General features: G+C 61.1%; 15 protein-coding genes. 9 read left to right on the top strand and 6 right to left on the bottom strand.

Annotated features, from left to right (window positions below; translation table 11 throughout):
* From GNZ13_RS51825 to GNZ13_RS46750, 4 genes are all read right to left on the bottom strand, one after another.
* The coding region (locus GNZ13_RS51825) for a hypothetical protein (protein WP_216675287.1) at nt 1-200 on the bottom strand (200 nt) is incomplete at its 3' end.
* Nucleotides 190-3,864: an RHS repeat-associated core domain-containing protein gene (locus GNZ13_RS46760; protein ID WP_172177787.1), complete on the bottom strand. Its 3,675-nt coding sequence runs from the start codon at nt 3,862-3,864 to the stop codon at nt 190-192. The genes GNZ13_RS46760 and GNZ13_RS51825, both read right to left, overlap by 11 nt.
* Nucleotides 3,865-3,899: 35 nt before the next feature.
* Nucleotides 3,900-4,166: an RHS repeat domain-containing protein gene (locus GNZ13_RS46755; RefSeq protein WP_236002494.1), complete on the bottom strand. Its 267-nt coding sequence runs from the start codon at nt 4,164-4,166 to the stop codon at nt 3,900-3,902.
* Nucleotides 4,167-4,947: 781 nt separating this feature from the next.
* Entirely contained in the window at nt 4,948-5,616 is a 669-nt protein-coding gene (locus GNZ13_RS46750; protein ID WP_172177785.1) for an RraA family protein, read from the bottom strand.
* 285 nt (nt 5,617-5,901) lie between these two features.
* Here GNZ13_RS46750 and GNZ13_RS46745 point away from each other — a divergent pair, with 285 nt between their 5' ends.
* Complete coding sequence (locus tag GNZ13_RS46745; protein ID WP_172177783.1) at nt 5,902-6,285, top strand: hypothetical protein; 384 nt, start codon at nt 5,902-5,904, stop codon at nt 6,283-6,285.
* A 107-nt stretch (nt 6,286-6,392) separates the two neighbouring features.
* Here GNZ13_RS46745 and GNZ13_RS46740 read toward each other — a convergent pair whose 3' ends face one another.
* Nucleotides 6,393-7,328, bottom strand: a complete 936-nt coding sequence (locus GNZ13_RS46740; RefSeq protein WP_172177781.1) for a LysR family transcriptional regulator — start codon at nt 7,326-7,328, stop codon at nt 6,393-6,395.
* A gap of 116 nt (nt 7,329-7,444) precedes the next feature.
* Here GNZ13_RS46740 and GNZ13_RS46735 point away from each other — a divergent pair, with 116 nt between their 5' ends.
* On the top strand, nt 7,445-8,302 hold the full coding sequence (locus GNZ13_RS46735) for an oxidoreductase (RefSeq protein WP_172177779.1): 858 nt from the start codon (nt 7,445-7,447) through the stop codon (nt 8,300-8,302).
* 32 nt (nt 8,303-8,334) lie between these two features.
* Here GNZ13_RS46735 and GNZ13_RS46730 read toward each other — a convergent pair whose 3' ends face one another.
* Nucleotides 8,335-8,724, bottom strand: a complete 390-nt coding sequence (locus GNZ13_RS46730; RefSeq protein ID WP_172177777.1) for a hypothetical protein — start codon at nt 8,722-8,724, stop codon at nt 8,335-8,337.
* Between the two features lie 463 nt (nt 8,725-9,187).
* Between GNZ13_RS46730 and oxlT the strand changes: the two genes are divergently transcribed.
* The 7 genes from oxlT to GNZ13_RS46695 all read left to right on the top strand — a co-directional run bounded on the left by oxlT (nt 9,188) and on the right by GNZ13_RS46695 (nt 17,831).
* The gene (oxlT, locus tag GNZ13_RS46725) at nt 9,188-10,519 is read left to right on the top strand and encodes an oxalate/formate MFS antiporter (RefSeq protein WP_172177775.1); all 1,332 of its coding nucleotides are present in this window, start codon (nt 9,188-9,190) and stop codon (nt 10,517-10,519) included.
* Nucleotides 10,520-10,583: 64 nt separating this feature from the next.
* Nucleotides 10,584-12,326, top strand: a complete 1,743-nt coding sequence (gene oxc, locus GNZ13_RS46720; RefSeq protein ID WP_172177773.1) for an oxalyl-CoA decarboxylase — start codon at nt 10,584-10,586, stop codon at nt 12,324-12,326.
* Nucleotides 12,327-12,352: 26 nt separating this feature from the next.
* Nucleotides 12,353-13,603, top strand: coding sequence for a formyl-CoA transferase (gene frc, locus GNZ13_RS46715; protein WP_172177771.1), 1,251 nt, complete (start codon nt 12,353-12,355; stop codon nt 13,601-13,603).
* A 116-nt stretch (nt 13,604-13,719) separates the two neighbouring features.
* Nucleotides 13,720-14,151, top strand: coding sequence for a PAS domain-containing protein (locus tag GNZ13_RS46710; protein ID WP_172177769.1), 432 nt, complete (start codon nt 13,720-13,722; stop codon nt 14,149-14,151).
* 198 nt (nt 14,152-14,349) lie between these two features.
* Nucleotides 14,350-15,510 (top strand): HPP family protein, encoded by a 1,161-nt coding sequence (locus tag GNZ13_RS46705; protein WP_172177767.1) that lies wholly within the window; start codon nt 14,350-14,352, stop codon nt 15,508-15,510.
* Between the two features lie 89 nt (nt 15,511-15,599).
* The gene (locus GNZ13_RS46700) at nt 15,600-16,013 is read left to right on the top strand and encodes a MarR family winged helix-turn-helix transcriptional regulator (RefSeq protein WP_172177765.1); all 414 of its coding nucleotides are present in this window, start codon (nt 15,600-15,602) and stop codon (nt 16,011-16,013) included.
* A 6-nt stretch (nt 16,014-16,019) separates the two neighbouring features.
* A complete protein-coding gene (locus GNZ13_RS46695) occupies nt 16,020-17,831 on the top strand; it encodes a chloride channel protein (protein WP_172177763.1) in 1,812 nt (603 codons plus the stop codon).
* The last annotated feature ends 294 nt before the right edge of the window (nt 17,832-18,125 follow it).

Here is an 18,125-nt window from a genome sequence, read left to right as displayed (position 1 = left end):
CCTCTTTCCCGCTCCGCCCTTGCCGGTCGGAGATGTGTATAAGGGGATGGGAAAAAACCCATCGCACTTGCTAGCGCGCCAATGAATACCCAACTCCCAAGCGGCATATTGGCAACGGGCTGCACGGACAATCCCGCCACAAGCACTACCAATAGCATTACCACCTTGATCACAGGCCAGAACATGAATTTATTTGCCACGAGTATAGGTCACCTCAATGCCGACTGCTGCGCAAGCAGCCCCTCCAAAACCTGCGCTTGGAAAGCCGATCGCAATACCGCCGCCGGCTCCTCGATAGGGCCTTCCACCGAATCCCGGAAGGCCTGAAGAACCAGACTGGTTAAATTCCACTCCGTTGGAAACACCGATGCTTGTGTTAAAGGGACCTAAGCTAGCACCTGCCTCTGCAAAACCACCGATAGTTACCGATGAACCATCGCTACTTTTACTTGGTACTGCGCCGTTTGGATCGAAACTAAGCCCTATACCTGCGCCGCGCCCGCCGCGTATCCCCACTCCAGTAATGCTTGAAGCCGTTGGGACAGAACCGTCGCCGTAGACGGTGAACTGAAAGCCGAAACCTCCGTACATGCTGCCGCTGATGCTCCAGAACCCGAAAGGATCACTCATGGACACCGGATTCCCATTGACGTAGGCATACGCATTCGTCTGCCCACTCGCCCACCCAACCGGATCCTCACTGATGAATCGTGCTGTGCTCGGACTGTAATACCGGTTCCGGTAGTAATACAACCCCGTCCCGTCATTCTCCCGCCCCGTGTACTGCTGCGGGTTCACATCCGCCGCACCACTCTGTGTCGTCGTGCCGTACGGCTCGTACCGGTACTGCGTCACGATCTGCTGGTTCGCGTCCGTGAGCGCGATCACGTTGTTGTTCGCGTCGCGCAGGACGTAGCGGTCCTGACTTGCGTCGTCGCCGATGCGACGGAACATGAGTTCGTCCGGTGCGCCCTCACCAAACAGCGAGAACTGGCGCTGCCGGTGGGACCAGTCGTTGTCCGTGTTCGACAGACTCGGGTCGTCGCCCACGCCAAAGTAGTCCGTGCGTGAGCCGTTGATCTTCGCCCAATAGCGGCCGCCGAACATGTCATACACGTAGCTCGCATTCCACGACCCCGACGCCCTGCTCAATTGCGACAACTGGTCCTGGATGTCCCATCCGTACTGGTTCAGCCCGTCACTGGTCAGGTTTCCGTTCAGATCGTAAGTGAGGGTCCGACCGGCCCAGCGCGTGAGCTGGTTCGCCCCGTTGTACTGCGCGTCGCTCACTGCTTGTGGCAGGTCGGTTTTCGCGAGACTACCGCCCATGCTCGTGCGACGGCCAGCCAGGTCGTAGCCGTACGTCAGGTCACCCAGTACGCTACCGTCGGCGCGACTGTAGATTATGCCGGTTAGCTGGCTTGCCGCATCCCACGTATAGCTGATCGTGATTCCGTTGGCCAGCGTCGCCTTGCTGCGGCGTCCCAGTGCATCATAGGTGTAGCCGAAGGCTTTTGAGGTGTCGTCGTTGAGTTGGTACTCCACCTGCGTGACGCGGTGCTCCGCGTCACGCGTGTACTGCACCGTCACGCGGTCCAGCAGGAGACTGCTCAATTCGCGGCTATCCTGCGCGTACCTGTACTCGATGGTGTGCCCCGGCAAGATCGGCGCCTCGGCCTGTTTCGCCACATAGCCGGTCACGGCGTCGTAGTAGTAGACCCGGGTCAGGGTCTGCCCGACGGAAGGATCACGCACCGCATACTGCTGGATGCCCGTGAGCCGCCCATCACCATCCCACGAATAGCTCCACTGTCGCACGGCCCTCGTCTCGCCCGGAAGGGTGGCCATCCTGAACGCCTTGCGTCCGGCCGCGTCGTAGGTGTACTCGGTGACCTGTCCCTTGCGGTCGGTCGCTGTGGCCAGTTGCCCCGCGCTGTTCCACGTGTACATTTCGCTGCGACCCAGCGGGTCGGTTTTACTGACCGGGCGGCCGATCGCGTTATAGGTATAGCGCGTGGTCACGCCCATCGGATCGGCCCGGCTGAGCAGATGCCCGTTGCGATCCCAAGTGAAGCTGGTCACACCGTTCAGTGCATCGCTGATGCCGGTCGTGCGGTCCAACCCATCGAGCGTGCGCTTCGTCTTATTACCCAGTGGGTCCTGCACCGCCGTCACGCGACCTGCCGCGTCCGTTGTGTACTGCGTGGTGCGGTTCAGCGGATCGGTAACGCTGGTCAGATCCGCACCGGTCCAGGTGAACTTCGTCACGCCCTTCAGCGCATCGGTCACCGTGAGCGGACGGCCCTGGCCGTCGTTCGTGAACGCCGTGCGGTTGCCCACGCGGTCCGTGACCGTCAGCAGGTTGCCCTTCGGGTCGTACGTGTAGACGGTCGCCACGCCACGCTGCGGGTCGCCCGCCTGCGCGTCAGTCAGCAATTGGCTGTAGCTGTCAAACGTACGCGTGACTAGCGTGCCGGATTGATCGGCCTCGCTCGTGCGGTTGCCATTAGCGTCGTAGGTATAGGTGTACTGGCGATCGCCCGCAGTGAGGTTCGTCGCGCGGCCGTTGCCGTCGTATGTGTAGGTCTGCACCTGCTGGATCGACTGGCCCGCCGGATACGTGTTGCGCACCACCCGCCCGTTCGCATCGAACTCCAGGCGGCGGATGCTGCTGCGCCGGTCCGTCACTTCGGTTTGCGTGACCTTGCCGCCGCTCACCGTGTAGGCGATCGCGAAGGTGCTGCCGTCCGCGAGCTTCTGGGCAACCACCCGGTCGTTGTCGTCGTAGGTGCTGGTCACCTGGAGGTTGCCTTCCGGGTCGGTGACGCTCACCAGTCGTGACTTGCTGTCCCAGCCGTATTTCCAGATGCCGCCGGCGGCATCCGTTACCTGGACGAGGCGGTCCGCGCTGTCGTATTGGTAACTGACCTGACGGTTCAGCGGGTCGGTCATGCGCGAGATGAGCGGCGTGCCACGTGTGCCCACGATCGACGTGAACGCCAGCATGCGGCCGTTCGGGCTGCTCACGCTCGTGATCGCTCCGGTTTTGCTGTCGCGCGTAATCACGAGCGCATTACCGTTGCGGTCTTCAATACGGGTTAGCCGGTACACGCCGGCAATCGACGTGAAGCGCTGAACTCGCCCGTCGCGCATGCTGAGGGTCATGCCGGCGCTGCCTGCGGCGTCAATGCGGGCGCGGAAATACTCGCCGGGGCTCGTCAGGTCGTCCCAGCCCTTTCCGTTGCTGCCCGCGCGCGGTGTGAACGGCACACGGATACCTGTCGCCTGGCGCAATTCGAAGCGTTGGCGGTCGGTGCTCATCGCACGAATGGTGTCGAAAGTCAGTCCACCACCCACTCCGAATGCGCCAACCAGCGGCTTCCCGGTGTTGTCGTAAGCACCACTGCGGTAAGTGCGGGCGAGATCCAGCGGCAGCGTGTCGGCGACCGCCAGGTCGTGACGGAAGAAGTAGAACTGCCCCGTGTACAAGTTGACGGGCTCGGCGCCCGACGTGCTGTTACCGCAACCGGCGGTGGCGTCGGCGGTACAGTTGTCCTGGTCATCCGGCATGCTGCCCTCGGATGAATCCGGTTCGGTCGAGTCGGTGTCCGACGGGCCACTGCAGTAGCTCGCAATCCCGAAAGGATCGTTACACACGTAGCCACCAAAGCCGCCGAAGTCGGCTGCCGCGGCTTTCAGCCGACACATCGGATCACCAGGGGAAGCGCCAGAGGCCCCATAGAGGGTGGGACAATCGGCGGCGTTCGCGTGCGGCACGACAAACCATGACGCAAGCAGAAAGAACAACAGCAAAAACGGGCGCGACAACGCACGCCGCGCCGCAAGGGCGGATTCAGTTCGCATGGGCAGCCTGAAGGAAGAAAAGAGAAACTGAAGCGTCAATGCGCGTCAGTGACGATCATGCGTTTACTGTCAGCCAGTGGCAGGACACCAGCCACAGACGCCGCTACCTGCGTGCCGACTGCGGAAGAGGTGGGGTACACAGCGGTAGCAGAAGCCACACCCGAGCGTCGGATCGCCGTCATATTGCCGGCCGCATCGTAGTCGTAATAGGCAGTGGTGCCTGCGGCCGTTACCGACGTCAAACGCCCCAGTGCGTCGTATCCGTATGTAATGTCATCGGCATGGGCGGACATCACTGGCATCAGTAGACAAGCCAAAGCGCAAAAACCTGCTACGCGCGCCACTGGCACCCGGCGGGCTTCTCGCCGCTTTCCTGTGCGTCCAATTGAATCAATCATCAATACCCCCCTCTGTTTATAGGCCTACTAATTAACAGAAAGATATTGAAAATCAGATCCGATTTATAGAGGATTGTTCTGTAATTGAGTAGTAAATCCCCTACGCGAAGCAGGCACATTGAGGAACCTTGTGCGAGCGCAAGTGAGCCCAATTGAATAGACTTACCGCGCTTGACATTGAATTGTCAGAGTGCATCCATTGCTGTCCACAAATCGACATGGCGGCAGCGCTGAGGCTGCACCCCTGCCACATACGTAGACGATGGACGCCCCCGCTTTGCCACGCCTTCATGCATGACAGCCGAGATGGGATTGAGATTGCGGCCATACATTCGGACTTTTGCGAGGCAAACCACCTCAGTCCCTAATCGAATTTTCTGATCGGATTCTTAACACCACCTCGCGCTCGAAGCGCCTGTGCGGTATCGGGCTTTGACGATTATGGACACCCCACCCCGCTACGCCGCCTCGTATCCGCTTGCTGTTCGTCAGGCCAGCGCTTTGCCTTCGGCTTCCTCCAGATTCCCAGTCACCCGCGACATCCTAGCCGTTCGGCTAACACTTCCCGTTGCCGGGCGTGTAGAGGACTTTCACCTCCCAGTAGGTGCGGCCAAGCCGGGCGAACCCCAAAAAAGCCGACGTCGCGATGCAGACGTCGGCTTTTCCCCTTCTCTCTACGCGTAGCTCAGTTATTGCATCGCGCTTCGAGCGCATCGATAAACGCGCGGTTCCAGCGGCCCTCTTTCATCGCCCGCATGGTCTCGGCTTCGGCTTCCAGAACGGCTAGCGCTTTTTCGATGACATGCTCGGCATCGTCCTGCGGAATGGCCAGCAAGCCGTCCTGATCACCGACAACGATGTCCCCCGGATTGACCACCATTCCGCCGACCGACACCGGCACGTTGATTTCGCCTGGACCGTCCTTATACGGCCCCCGGTGCGTGACTCCGCGCGCGTAAACGGGAAAATCCCGATCGCGGATTTCAGCGACATCGCGGATCGCGCCATCCACCACCAAACCGACAACGCCAATGTTGGCGGCGTAGAAAGACAGAATCCCGCCGACCACGGCGTTGTTGAGATCGCCGCCCGCGTCCACGACCAGTACGTCGCCTGGACGGCAAAACTCCAAGGCGCGCAGGTAAGTCAGGTTATCCCCGCCTCGCGAGCGCACTGTGACCGCGGTGCCCGCCATCGTCTTTTTGCCAGGCCGTTGATAGGGATGGAGTCCCACGCTGCCGATGTTGCGATGCATGTTGTCGCTGAGCGCAGAGACGGGAATATCACGCAATGCGGTAAGGATCTTGTCGGCAGCTTGAGGCGCCGACGGGTTTTTCCTGATGGCTTTGTACATGGTCGATCTTCGCTTCCGGATGTAAGGGGAGCGGCTCATGCAGGTCAGGAACGAGTTGGCACGACGCCGCTGTAACACGGATATAACGGTATCTCGCCCCCGCAAATCGCGCCAAGACGGGTTCGTTCTTGCACGATAGGAAACGCTTATGTAACGCTCATAAAACGCAATTGCCGGAGGAGGCGGCGCTGAGACTCGTCGAGGTCGACTCTCGACAATCATTCATATGCAGATAAAGCAGACCCATTAGTTAACATCGCTCATCGCCATTGGGATTTCACGGTAATGCCCTCTTCCATCCGCAACTCGCTCGTCTGGATCTTCGACGCATTCGAGCGAGATTCAACCTATATCCGCCGGCGGATGTTCGGCTGCGATGCCGCCTATATCGACGGCCTGTTGTGTCTGGTTGCCGCCGATCGCGACAAGCCGTGGAATGGCTTGCTGGTGTGCACCTCGCAAGAGCGTCACGCCGCGCTCATTGAAGAAATGCCCGCTTTGCGGCCGCATCCGGTGCTTGGAAAATGGCTTTATGTGCCGCAAGACGATCCGGCGTTCGAAACCATCGCGGAAAGGATGACAGCGCTAGTGCTCTCGCGCGACGAACGCGTGGGTGTCGAGCCGAAGCCGCGCAAACGGGGCCGCAAGTCCACGTTGCCAAAGACATAAGGTTTCGCTGCCAGCCGCCCTTCTGCACACGACGCAAGAACTTCCGGCCGAGTGTGTTCGTCGGCGACCCGATCGACATGTAGCGTTCGTGGTCGAACCCGACGCGCTCAACGTGCAGCCCGAAGCTCGGATGGCTCGAGATAGAAATCCTTGTTCCCAGCGAGGCGCGCGATCATGAAGTCGATAAACGTCCTCACTCGCAGCGGCTGCTCGGTTCGGTGGCGATAGTAAATGTAGATGGCTTCACGCTGAGTGACATGCCTAACAAGCAGCGGAACGAGTTGGCCACGCCTGATAGGCAAGGCCGCCGAAAAGCTGCCGAGTTGACCGATTGCGAGTCCAGCCAGCACGGCTTGGGTCTCCGCGTCCGTGTCATTGACGCACAAGGTCGTCGCGACGTCACGATAGACGATCTCGTCACCTATCAGGAATTCCCACGGCGCCTGCTTGCCCGTATTCGCTCGTCGATAGCCGGTGCAATGGTGCCCGTCGAGTTCGTCAATGGTTCGCGGCGCGCCATGACGCTCAATATAGGCAGGTGATGCGCAGACGATCAGTTGAATCGGCAAGAGCTGGCGCGCGATCGTGCCGCCCGACGGCGGAGAGCCACCACGAAAGCCTACGTCGGCGCGATCGCTGACGAGGTCGGTGAAGTGATCGTCGAACTGCACGTCCAGTTGCACATTCGGGTGCAACTCGGCGAATTCCAGGAAACATGGCCACAGCACAGTCTGCCCGACTGCTCTTGGCGCGCTCACCCGCAGCGGTCCCGCAATCTCGTCTTTCGATCGCCGCGCGTCGTCGAGTGCCGACGACAGTACGGCCAACGCAGGTCTCACGCTGTCCAGAAGCCCCTGCCCCTCCTCGGTCAAGCTCAACTTGCGCGTGGTTCGATGGAAAAGCCGAACCCCCAGCTCCCTTTCCAGTTGCATCACCGCGTGGCTCGCGGCCTGCGGCGAGATGCCCTGATCCACGGCTGCCTTGCGCAGGCTTCCTAGCGCCGCGGCCCGGACGAATATCGTGATCGCGCGAACTTCGTTCATGGCAGCTCTGATTAGCAAATAAAAGTTGATTATCAGTCTACCAATCTACGGCTAGTTTGTGCCAATCGCCCCTCCTACTATTCGTTCACTTTCACTCGAAACGTAGGACAAACATCATGGTCAACAACACAAACAACGGCTTCAAGCGCGTCTGGTTCATCACCGGCGCGTCGCGCGGCCTCGGCGCCCTGATCGCTCAGGCGGCCCTGGCTGACGGCAATGCGGTCGTTGCCACCGGTCGCCATGTCGCAGCGATTGCCGATCGCCTGGGTCACTCGCCGGCACTCCTCCCCGTGGCGCTGGACGTGACAAACGAAGCCCAGGCGAAGGCTGCGGTTCAAGCCGCGATGGAACGATTCGGCCGTATCGACGTTCTGGTCAACAACGCGGGCTTCGGTTTGCTTGGCGCCATCGAGGAGTCCGGCGACGCCGACGTGCGTCGCATGTACGACACGAACGTGTTCGGCTTGTTGAATGTCACGCGCGCCGTTCTGCCGGTGATGCGCGCGCAGCGGGCGGGCCACGTCATCAATATGTCGTCGATCGGCGGCTATCGGTCAGTCGCCGGATTCGGCGCCTACTGTTCGACCAAGTTCGCAGTCGAAGGCTTGACCGAGGCGCTGCACGCCGAGCTGAAACCGCTCGGCATTCACGCAACGGTCGTGGAGCCTGGATATTTCCGTACGGACTTCCTCGACGCGTCGTCGCTTGCGGTTGCCGGGAACGTGATCGCAGACTATGACGAGACGTCGGGAAACGTTCGCCGGATCGCTCCCGGCCTGAACCACAAGCAGCCGGGCAATCCGGAGAAGCTCGCGGCAGCCATGGTCGAACTGGTCGACGCACAAGCGCCGCCGCTGCGGCTGGCGCTTGGCACCGACACGCTGAAGGCCATCGCTGAGAAGAATGCCTATGTCACGCAGGAAACCGAAACCTGGAAGGCGTTGTCCGCATCGACTGACTTTCCCGCTTGATACCTTTTAGATCCGATCGGCGCGCGCCGCGTCTAAGCACCGGCCAGCGCCGGCAGTTCGACCTCGTACGACGCCCACACGCGCCAGCTGTTTGTCTGTGGCTGATGTGCCGCGTCGCTCAGATGCGCCGCGCTGTCGGCGCGCCTCGGCATGCACGCCGGGCAGCGAGCATTTTTCCTCTCGAGAATGGCCTGGCTCAGAAACCCGGCGCTATACGCTTTCAGCAAGTGCGGATGGTGCGCTTCGATATACGCAGCAATCCGCGCCTCCTCGCCGTCGATCGTGACTAGCAATGCCAGCGTGCTCGCATCCCAACGGAAGCGCAGGCCGAGTTCATCGAATACGCTGTTGTAGGCGCACAATTGCGCCTCGACTTCCGCATCATGCGCGCTGTCGCAAGCGTCAAACTGGGACGTGTTCATGGTCGTCTCCTTCAGGCAAATGGCATGATCAAGAATAGGAGGACGCACAAATAAACAATAGTTAAAGTTTTTTCGAAAAACGATAGTGTTTTGTTTATACATTCACTCCCCTCCAGGTGTGCCTGCGACCCAATCTGGATTTCTGTACAGCCGCATTGCGCTTCTCACAACCCCACAGTCAGAAGCGGCAAACCCATCCATTAGGTATGCCTAATACAAACCATAAAATGTTTTAACTTTCGCTTATCGCTGTTCGCGCGCAGCATCTCCTCAGACGCGCTCCACGCCAAACGCCTTTACGCAGCTGTCGTGCGATCGACGGGTAAGGGTTTTCGTTAGTGCAATTCCCTCTGGCCGACCACTGGCGCGTCATTGCCCGCAAACAAACCGGCAATGAAGCGATTCGATCACGTAAGTCCAACGCGCCACTCGAGCGCGACGGAATCTACAGGAGACGAAAGACATGGGACATTCCAACGTATCCCAGCGAGGCAGTACGGCGTTCAGGCATCACCGCTGGGTGCAACTGGCGATCGGCATCGTGTGCATGGGGCTCGTCGCGAATCTGCAATATGCGTGGACGCTGTTCGTCGTACCTATGGACCATGCCCACCATTGGGGCCAGGCGGCAATCCAGACCGCGTTCACCATCTTCATCGTCACCGAAACCTGGCTCGTACCCGTTGAAGGCTGGCTCGTCGACAAGTTCGGGCCGCGCCCGGTTGTAATCGGCGGTTCGCTGTGCGTGGCGCTCGGCTGGATCATCGACGCGCATGCGAGCAGTCTCGCGGAGCTATACGTTGCGGCAGTCATCGCTGGTGTCGGCGCGGGTTGCGTGTACGGCACCTGTGTCGGCACGGCGCTCAAATGGTTTCCGGACAAGCGCGGTCTCGCGGCCGGTTTGACCGCGGCAGGTTTCGGCGCCGGCGCGGCCGTCACCGTGATCCCGATCGCCAACATGATTCAGCGCTCAGGCTACGAGCACACGTTCATGTTCTTCGGCATTTTCCAGGGCGTCTCTATTCTGCTGCTCGCCACCATGCTGATACGGCCGAAGCCGCCCGTAACCGCGGTCGCGGCCAAACGCGTGGTCGCAAGCAAGATCGACTACACGCCCGGCCAGATGATCCGCTCGCCGCTCTTCTGGGTGCTGTATCTGATGTTCGTATTCGTCGCGGCCGGCGGCATCATTGCGACCGCGCAGCTAGGGCCGATCGCGAAGGAATACGGCTTTGCCAAACTGCCGGTGAATCTGCTGGGCGTCACGCTGCCGCTGCTCACGATGACGCTGTCGATCGACAATCTGTGCAACGGCTTCACGCGTCCGCTATGCGGCTTTCTGTCGGACCGCATTGGCCGCGAAAACACCATGTTCATGATCTTTCTCGGCGAAGGCGTCGCGCTGCTGGGACTCATGCAGTTCGGCCACAACCCATACGCGTTCATGTTCTTCGCAGCCACCGTGTTCCTGTGCTGGGGCGAGATCTTCTCGATCTTCCCGGCGACCTGCGCGGACACGTTCGGCAGCAAATACGCCGCGGCCAATGCAGGGACGCTTTATACCGCGAAGGGTACCGCGTCGATGCTGGTGCCGATCGCCTCGGTGCTGTCGGCGAACGGCGGGTGGAGCACCGTGTTCATCTCGGCTGCGGTGATATCGATCGCGGCAGCCGTGTCCGCGAAGTTCATCCTCGCACCCATGAGAAAGCGCTGGATCGAAAATTCGAGCGCGCCAGCTGACGTGGTCATCGCTGAAGCGCGGCTGCAGCCGTCGTCCGGCGGCTCGCCTGAATGAATAACAACGTGAGCGCGCAACTCACGACGAATCCCACAACGCCCCCTGACCAAGGAGAAACATCATGGCAGAAGCCGATAGGCCCACACAAGACGCTACCTCGAAGCAACAGGCAACCGAGACGACCGACGGATTTCATCTCGTCATCGACGCGCTGAAACTGAACGACATCCACACCATCTTTGGTCTTGTCGGCATTCCGATCACGGACCTCGCGCGGCTCGCACAAGCGGAAGGGATGCGTTTCATCGGTTTTCGTCATGAACAGCACGCGGGCAACGCGGCGGCGATTGCCGGCTTCATGACGCAGAAGCCCGGCATCTGCATGACCGTGTCCGCGCCCGGCTTCCTGAACGGCCTGACGGCGCTTGCGAACGCGACCACCAACTGCTTTCCGATGATCCTGATCAGCGGATCCAGTGAGCGTGAAATCGTCGATCTGCAGCAGGGCGATTACGAAGAAATGGATCAGTTGAATGCGGCGAAGCCTTATGCGAAGGCTGCGTATCGCGTGCTGCATGCGGAAGACATCGGCATCGGCGTGGCGCGTGCGATTCGTGCCGCGGTGTCGGGCCGCCCGGGTGGCGTGTATCTGGACTTGCCGGCCAAGCTGCTCGCGCAAACGCTCGACGCTGTGAAGGCGCAGCAGTCGCTGGTCAAAGTGGTCGACGCCGCGCCGCGTCAGTTGCCCGCGCCCGAATCGGTCAAGCGTGCGATCGATGTGCTGAAGAGCGCGAAGCGTCCGCTGATTTTGCTCGGCAAGGGCGCGGCGTACGCGCAGGCGGATGCGGAGATCCGCGCGTTCGTCGAACAAAGCGGCATTCCGTACCTGCCGATGTCGATGGCTAAGGGTCTGCTGCCCGATACGCACGAGCAATCGGCGTCGGCTGCCCGCTCGTTCGTTTTGCAGGAAGCCGACGTCGTGGTGCTGATCGGCGCGCGTCTGAACTGGCTGCTCTCGCATGGCAAGGGCAAGACGTGGGGCGCGGAGCCGAAGAAATTTGTCCAGGTCGATATTTCGCCGACCGAAATCGACAGCAACGTCGCGATTGCCGCGCCGGTGATCGGCGATATCGGCTCGTGCGTGGCGGCATTGCGCGCTGGCCTCGATGCGGGATTTGCGAAGCCGAGCGCCGAGTGGACTGGCGCGATCGCCGAGCGCAAGAGCAAGAACCTCGCAAAGATGGCCGCCACGCTCGACAAGAACCCGTCGCCGATGAATTTCCACAGCGCGTTGCGCGCGATCCGGGACGTGCTGAAGACGCGCCCGGACATCAACGTCGTCAACGAAGGCGCGAACACCCTCGATTACGCCCGCAGCATCATCGACATGTACGAACCGCGCAAGCGCTTCGACTCCGGCACGTGGGGAATCATGGGCATCGGCATGGGCTTCGCGATTGGCGCGGCGGTGACAAGCGGCAAACCGGTTGTCGCGATCGAAGGTGACAGCGCGTTCGGCTTCAGCGGCATGGAACTCGAAACCATCTGCCGTTACGACCTGCCGGTTTGCACGATCGTATTCAACAACAACGGCGTGTATCGCGGCACCGACGTGAACCCAACCGGCGGCAAGGACGTCGCGCCGACCGTGTTCGTGAAGGGTGCGCGTTACGACAAGATGATCGAGGCGTTCGGCGGTGTCGGCTACAACGCGACCACACCGGAAGAACTGACGACGGCACTGCTCGAAGCGATCGCATCGGGCAAGCCGACCTTGATCAATGCCGTCATCGATGAAGCGGCCGGCACCGAAAGCGGCCGCCTGACCAATCTGAATCCGCAAAGCGCGGCGATGAAAAAGTAATCCTGAGCAAACACGGAGATAGCAAAGTGAGCAAACCTCTCGAAGGCATCAAGATCATCGACTTCACCCACGTTCAGGCCGGCCCCGCGTGCACCCAGTTGCTCGCCTGGTTCGGCGCCGATGTGATCAAGGTTGAACGACCGGGTTCGGGCGACGTCACGCGCAACCAGTTGCGCGACATCCCTGACGCCGACGCGCTGTACTTCACCATGCTTAACAGCAACAAGAAGTCGCTGACGTTGGACACGAAAAAACCCGAAGGCAAGGAAGTACTCGAAAAGCTGATCCGCGAATCTGACGTGCTGGTCGAAAATTTTGGCCCGGGCGCGTTGGACCGGATGGGCTTTTCATGGGAGCGTCTGAACGAACTCAACCCGAAGATGATCGTCGCTTCGGTGAAGGGCTTCAGCGACGGCCATCACTACGACGACCTGAAGGTCTACGAAAACGTCGCGCAATGCGCGGGCGGCGCGGCGTCCACCACCGGCTTCTGGGACGGTCCGCCGACCATCAGCGCCGCGGCGCTCGGCGACAGCAACACCGGCATGCATCTGGCAATCGGCATTCTGACCGCGCTGCTGGGGCGCGACAAAACCGGCAAAGGCCAGAAGGTCGCAGTGTCGATGCAGGACAGCGTGCTGAACCTGTGCCGCGTGAAGCTGCGTGACCAGCAGCGGCTGGAGCGCGTGGGTTATCTCGAGGAATATCCGCAGTACCCACACGGCGAATTCAGCGATGTGGTGCCGCGCGGCGGCAATGCGGGCGGCGGCGGTCAGCCGGGCTGGGTGCTCAAGTGCAAGGGCTGGGAAACGGATCCGAACGCGTACATCTACTTCACGATCCAGGGCCATGCATGGGAGCCGATCTGCAAGGCGCTCGGCAAACCCGAGTGGATCGACGACCCGGCCTACAAGACTGCCGAAGCGCGTCAGCCGCACATCTTCGACATCTTCAACACCATCGAAGCGTGGCTCGCCGACAAGACCAAATTCGAAGCGGTGGATATCCTGCGCAAGTTCGACATTCCGTGCGCGCCGGTGCTGACGATGAAGGAGCTCGCGAACGATCCGTCGTTGCGCGCGAGCGGCACCATCGTCGAAGTGCCGCACAAGAAGCGCGGCTCGTATCTGACGGTCGGCAGTCCGATCAAGTTCTCGGACATGAAGCCGGAAGTCACCGCGTCGCCGCTGCTCGGCGAGCACACTGACGAAGTGCTGGCGAGCCTTGGCTACAGCAAGCAGGACATCTTCAACCTGCGCGAAGTCAAAGCGGTTTAACGGTTTAACGGTGCCGCGCCGCGGGCCCGTGTGTATGCTCGGGTCCGCGGATATGGCATCCTTCGCTGGCGCTGTATCTAATTCAAGGATCCGCGTTTTCACATTCGGGGAGCACCATGCAAAGCGCTATCGACTTCGAGCAACTCGTCAACGCGATCGGCGACGCGATCATCATCTCCGATGCCGGCGGCAGCATCACATTGTGGAACCCCGGGGCCGAACGCATGTTCGGCTTTACGCAAAGCGAGGCACTGGGTAAGTCGCTGGATCTGATCATTCCCGAACGTTTGCGCGGCCGTCATTGGGACGGCTATCACAAGACCATGGCAACGGGCGAAACCCGCTATGGCAACGACGTGCTGCGTGTCCCCGCCGTGCATAAGGACGGGCGGTCGCTATCGATTGCCTTTACGGTTGCGTTGCTGCGTTCGCCGCAAAACGAACTCACCGGCATCGTCGCCGTGATCCGCGACGAGACCAGCCGCTTCCAGGAAGATCGCTTGCTGCGCAAGCGTCTTGCAGAACTGGAAGCGTCCGCAGGCGCGTAAGCGCGCCATTTCTGCGCCAGACGCGGAATTAGTCTGCCCCCTTGATCAGCGCTTTTCTGTCAGATCGCGACGAGCCGGACCGTATTTTTATATCACAATGAAATATAATCATGACGACATGTTCTTTCGCTTCGTGAGGATTTGCCCATAAGGTGTGGGGCCGTCCTACGTGATACACCCCACTTTCCTATCAGAACCTTGTCCCGCCACGCTCTCATCCGCTGGTTTTCCAGCTTTGCCCCCCATCCCATTGCCGTCCGGTGGCCAGAACGCTTCAGATCGTGTCTCGGCGCATTGCTTGGGATTGCGTTCACCGGCGGGACAATGCACGTCCTTCTCGGACCGGCAGCAAACATTCCGCTCCTCGTGGCTCCTATGGGCGCTTCGGCCGTGCTGCTGTTCGCGGTGCCTGCCAGTCCGCTTGCGCAACCGTGGTCCATCATCGGCGGCAATATCGTCTCCGCGACGGTCGGCGTTGCCTGTGCAAGCTGGATCGCCGATCCGGTGGGCGCCGCCGCCTTGGCTGTCGCGCTGGCGATTTGTGCGATGTTTGCGCTGCGGTGTGTTCACCCCCCGTCGGGCGCGGTCGCCCTGACCGCGGTCCTTGGCGGTCCAGCAGTGCACGCTCTGGGCTACCGCTTTGTGGCCGAACCCATCGCGATCCAGTCAGTGGCGCTGTTGTGCGCGGCCATCGCCTACCACGCTGCTACCGGGCATCGATACCCTCACGTCGCCCAGAGTTCGGGCAAAGGCACGGCAGCCCCGGCAGCGGCGAACGAAGGTTTCACACGCGCGGACCTCGAGTCGGTGCTGAGCCGGCGTGGGGAATTGCTCGATATCGACACGGACGATCTGGAATCCCTGTTGCGCGATGTTCAGTTGCAGGCCTACGCCCGCACGTTCAATGAACTGACCTGCGCGGACATCATGTCGCGCTCGCTGGTCGCGGTGTCGGCAACCACGAGAGCTTCCGCCGCATGGAGTCTGCTGAAACAGCGCCGTATCAAGGCACTCCCGGTCACGGACGAGAGGCAGCACGTTATCGGCATCGTGACCCGCGCCGACCTTGTCGACAAACGGGCGCTCACCAAAGGAGCCGGTCTGTCGTCCCCCGTGCAACGCTGGTTCCGGCGCAGTATCACCCCGGCGCCGCTGGTCGGCGCCCTGATGAACGTCGACGTTCATACGGTCGGCGCGACGACGCCGATCGTCGAATTGGTGCCGGTGTTCGCGAACTACGGCCACCACCATATCCCGGTTCTGGACTCGAATCAGCGGCTCGCCGGAATGATCACGCAGGCCGATCTCATCGCTGGGCTGTATCGCCAGGCTTACGCCCAGCAACGACGCGCGGCATAACCACTGTCCCCGTCACCGGGGTTGAATACAGGCACAAATATCACGACATGATATAATTTGCACCTTACCCATTTCGCCACTGAACTCCGATGAAAACACTCGCGCGCGGCTTGACCAAGGCGGACTTCGAGCAACTGTCCGAGTTTCGCTACCAGATGCGGCGCTTCGAGCGTTTTTCTGAGCAGGCCGCCCAGGGCGAGGGCATTACACCCTTGCAGTATCTGCTGCTCCTGCATATCAAGGGTTATCCGGAGCGCGACTGGGCAACCGTCGGCGAGCTTGCGGAACGGCTCCAGGCGCAGCATCACGGTGTGGTCGCGCTCGTGTCCCGCTGTGAGGCGCTTGATCTGGTCCGCAGAAAGGTCAGCGAGACCGACCGCCGCCAGGTCGAGGTTCATTTGTTGAAAGCAGGCGAACAGGTGCTTGCCCGTCTTGCTGAGATGCACCGTGCCGAACTGAAGTCGCTCAAGGGCACCTTTAACGTCCCCCAGATTGATTTTTGAGTCACCATGAGTCTCGATACCCATAAGCGCGATTTTTCCATCAACGCGCGGCTTCCAGGCATTTCCGCACTCGCTGCGGGGATCGGAGTCCTCAGCACGCTCGCGGCGTTCGTGCTGCTGAGCCTGATTCATCTGTTCACCAATCTGTTTTTCTTCCAGCAATTTTCGTTTGCGGACCGCTCACCGGCCCTCAACACATTGGGTATCTGGGTGGTGGTCATCCCTGCGATCGGCGGCCTTATCGTCGGTTTCATGGCCCGCTACGGTTCGGAGAAGATTCGTGGGCATGGCATTCCCGAGGCGATTGAAGCCATCCTGTTCGGCAAGAGCCGCATGTCGCCGAAAGTGGCGATTCTCAAACCCCTGTCGTCCGGCATTGTGATCGGCAGTGGCGGGCCGTTCGGCGCAGAAGGTCCGATCATCATGACAGGCGGCGCACTGGGATCGCTGATCGCGCAGTGCGTGAAGGTCACTTCAGCTGAACGCAAGACGTTGCTGGTTGCCGGCGCAGCGGCGGGCATGACCGCCGTCTTTGGCACGCCGGTGGCGGCCGTATTGCTGGCGGTCGAACTGCTGCTGTTCGAATGGCGCCCGCGCAGTTTTCTGCCGGTCGCCCTCGCGTGCGCAGTCGCGGGATTTGCGCGCGCGGCATTCTTCGGCACGGGGCCGCTGTTTCCGCTTGAGACCGCGCCTCCCGGTGCGATGTCTCCCGGTGCGATGTCGTTGCTGTCCTGCGTTATCGCGGGCCTAATGTCCGGCGCGCTCGCATCGGGCCTGTCAGCCGCACTGTACAAGACCGAAGACCTATTCGGCAAGCTGCCCATCCACTGGATGTGGTGGCCCGCGCTCGGCGGCCTCGTCGTCGGCATCGGCGGCTTTTTCGAACCTCGCGCGCTAGGTGTCGGCTACGACGTGATCGGCGATCTGTTGCACCAGCACATTGCAATCCAGATCGCGCTGTCGATCCTGGTCGTGAAGGCGATCATCTGGGTCGTGGCACTGGGCTCGGGCACCTCGGGCGGTGTCCTTGCTCCGTTGCTCATGCTGGGCGCGGGGCTCGGCGTCGTGTTCGGCCACGTGCTGCCGGGCGGCGAACCTGCCCTGTGGCCGCTCGTCTGCATGGCGGCCACGCTCGGCGCCACGTTAGGCGCGCCCTTGACCGCAATCGTGTTCGCCTTCGGCCTGACGCACGACAGCAACGCATTGCTGCCGCTGCTCGCCGCGACGCTGGTCGCGCACGGGTTTGCAACGGTCGTCATGAAGCGCTCCATCATGACCGAGAAAATTGCCCGGCGCGGTTATCACATCTATCGGGAATACGGAGTCGATCCGCTTGAGCGCCACCACGTCGACGAGGTGATGTCGCGTACGGTCGAAACGATCGATGGCGATATGTCCGTGGGCGAAGCGCTGGCAACGTACTTTGGCACGACGCAGACACATCGCGCCTATCCGGTCGTGCGTGAAGGCGTGCTGATGGGCGTCGTCGATCGCGCGGTGCTGGAAAAAATTCGCGATGGTGAGGATAAGGCAGAGGATGCGCTCGACTCGCGCCTCGCCGACGTGTTGCGCCACCGCTCCCCCACCTTTGCATTGCCCAGTGAAACCTGCCGGCTCGTCGCAACGCGGCTGGCGGTGCACGGTCTCGAACGCTTGCCCGTGGTCGCGGACGCCGAAACGTTGCAGCTGGTCGGCATTGTGTCGCGCAGCGATCTGGTCAAGCCGTCTCTTGCCCACTTCGACGAAGAGCACAAGAAAGAACGCTTCCGGCGCTTGCGGGTCCACACCGGCAAGCGGCACTTCCCACCGGTTCCTTAAGTCAACGGCCCGTCAGCGGCCTGTCAACGACCGGAATCGATACGCGCTTTTTCCGTGCCCTTTCGGGGGCACGCCCCTCCTGCCTTTCCCGTTGATTCCACCAGCCTTTCCCGCGGATCCAGCACCCATTCCCTGGACAATATCGTCCCCACGCTGCGCAGCCATGTCGCGCTCCTCATGGCTGTTCCGCCAGCGTGCCAAAGAAACGCGTATCGCAGGCCGTGCCCGGGAACGAAAACGGGAACAGGACTCGCACACGTGACATCCAACACCCTATCCAAGATCGAATCGGCC

This window comes from Paraburkholderia elongata (assembly GCF_013177735.1).
GTDB lineage: Bacteria > Pseudomonadota > Gammaproteobacteria > Burkholderiales > Burkholderiaceae > Paraburkholderia > Paraburkholderia elongata.
Note: the sequence above shows the minus strand (reverse complement) of the source record. Positions and strands in the feature narration are given on the sequence as shown.

Excerpts from the sequence above, each read along its gene's own strand:
- GNZ13_RS46760 (WP_172177787.1), bottom strand. The coding sequence starts at position 3,864 with ATGCGAACTGAATCCGCCCTTGCGGCGCGGCGTGCGTTGTCGCGCCCG.
- GNZ13_RS46755 (WP_236002494.1), bottom strand. The coding sequence starts at position 4,166 with ATGCCAGTGATGTCCGCCCATGCCGATGACATTACATACGGATACGAC.
- GNZ13_RS46750 (WP_172177785.1), bottom strand. The coding sequence starts at position 5,616 with ATGTACAAAGCCATCAGGAAAAACCCGTCGGCGCCTCAAGCTGCCGAC.
- GNZ13_RS46745 (WP_172177783.1), top strand. The coding sequence starts at position 5,902 with ATGCCCTCTTCCATCCGCAACTCGCTCGTCTGGATCTTCGACGCATTC.
- GNZ13_RS46740 (WP_172177781.1), bottom strand. The coding sequence starts at position 7,328 with ATGAACGAAGTTCGCGCGATCACGATATTCGTCCGGGCCGCGGCGCTA.
- GNZ13_RS46735 (WP_172177779.1), top strand. The coding sequence starts at position 7,445 with ATGGTCAACAACACAAACAACGGCTTCAAGCGCGTCTGGTTCATCACC.
- GNZ13_RS46730 (WP_172177777.1), bottom strand. The coding sequence starts at position 8,724 with ATGAACACGTCCCAGTTTGACGCTTGCGACAGCGCGCATGATGCGGAA.
- oxlT (WP_172177775.1), top strand. The coding sequence starts at position 9,188 with ATGGGACATTCCAACGTATCCCAGCGAGGCAGTACGGCGTTCAGGCAT.
- oxc (WP_172177773.1), top strand. The coding sequence starts at position 10,584 with ATGGCAGAAGCCGATAGGCCCACACAAGACGCTACCTCGAAGCAACAG.
- GNZ13_RS46710 (WP_172177769.1), top strand. The coding sequence starts at position 13,720 with ATGCAAAGCGCTATCGACTTCGAGCAACTCGTCAACGCGATCGGCGAC.
- GNZ13_RS46700 (WP_172177765.1), top strand. The coding sequence starts at position 15,600 with ATGAAAACACTCGCGCGCGGCTTGACCAAGGCGGACTTCGAGCAACTG.
- GNZ13_RS46695 (WP_172177763.1), top strand. The coding sequence starts at position 16,020 with ATGAGTCTCGATACCCATAAGCGCGATTTTTCCATCAACGCGCGGCTT.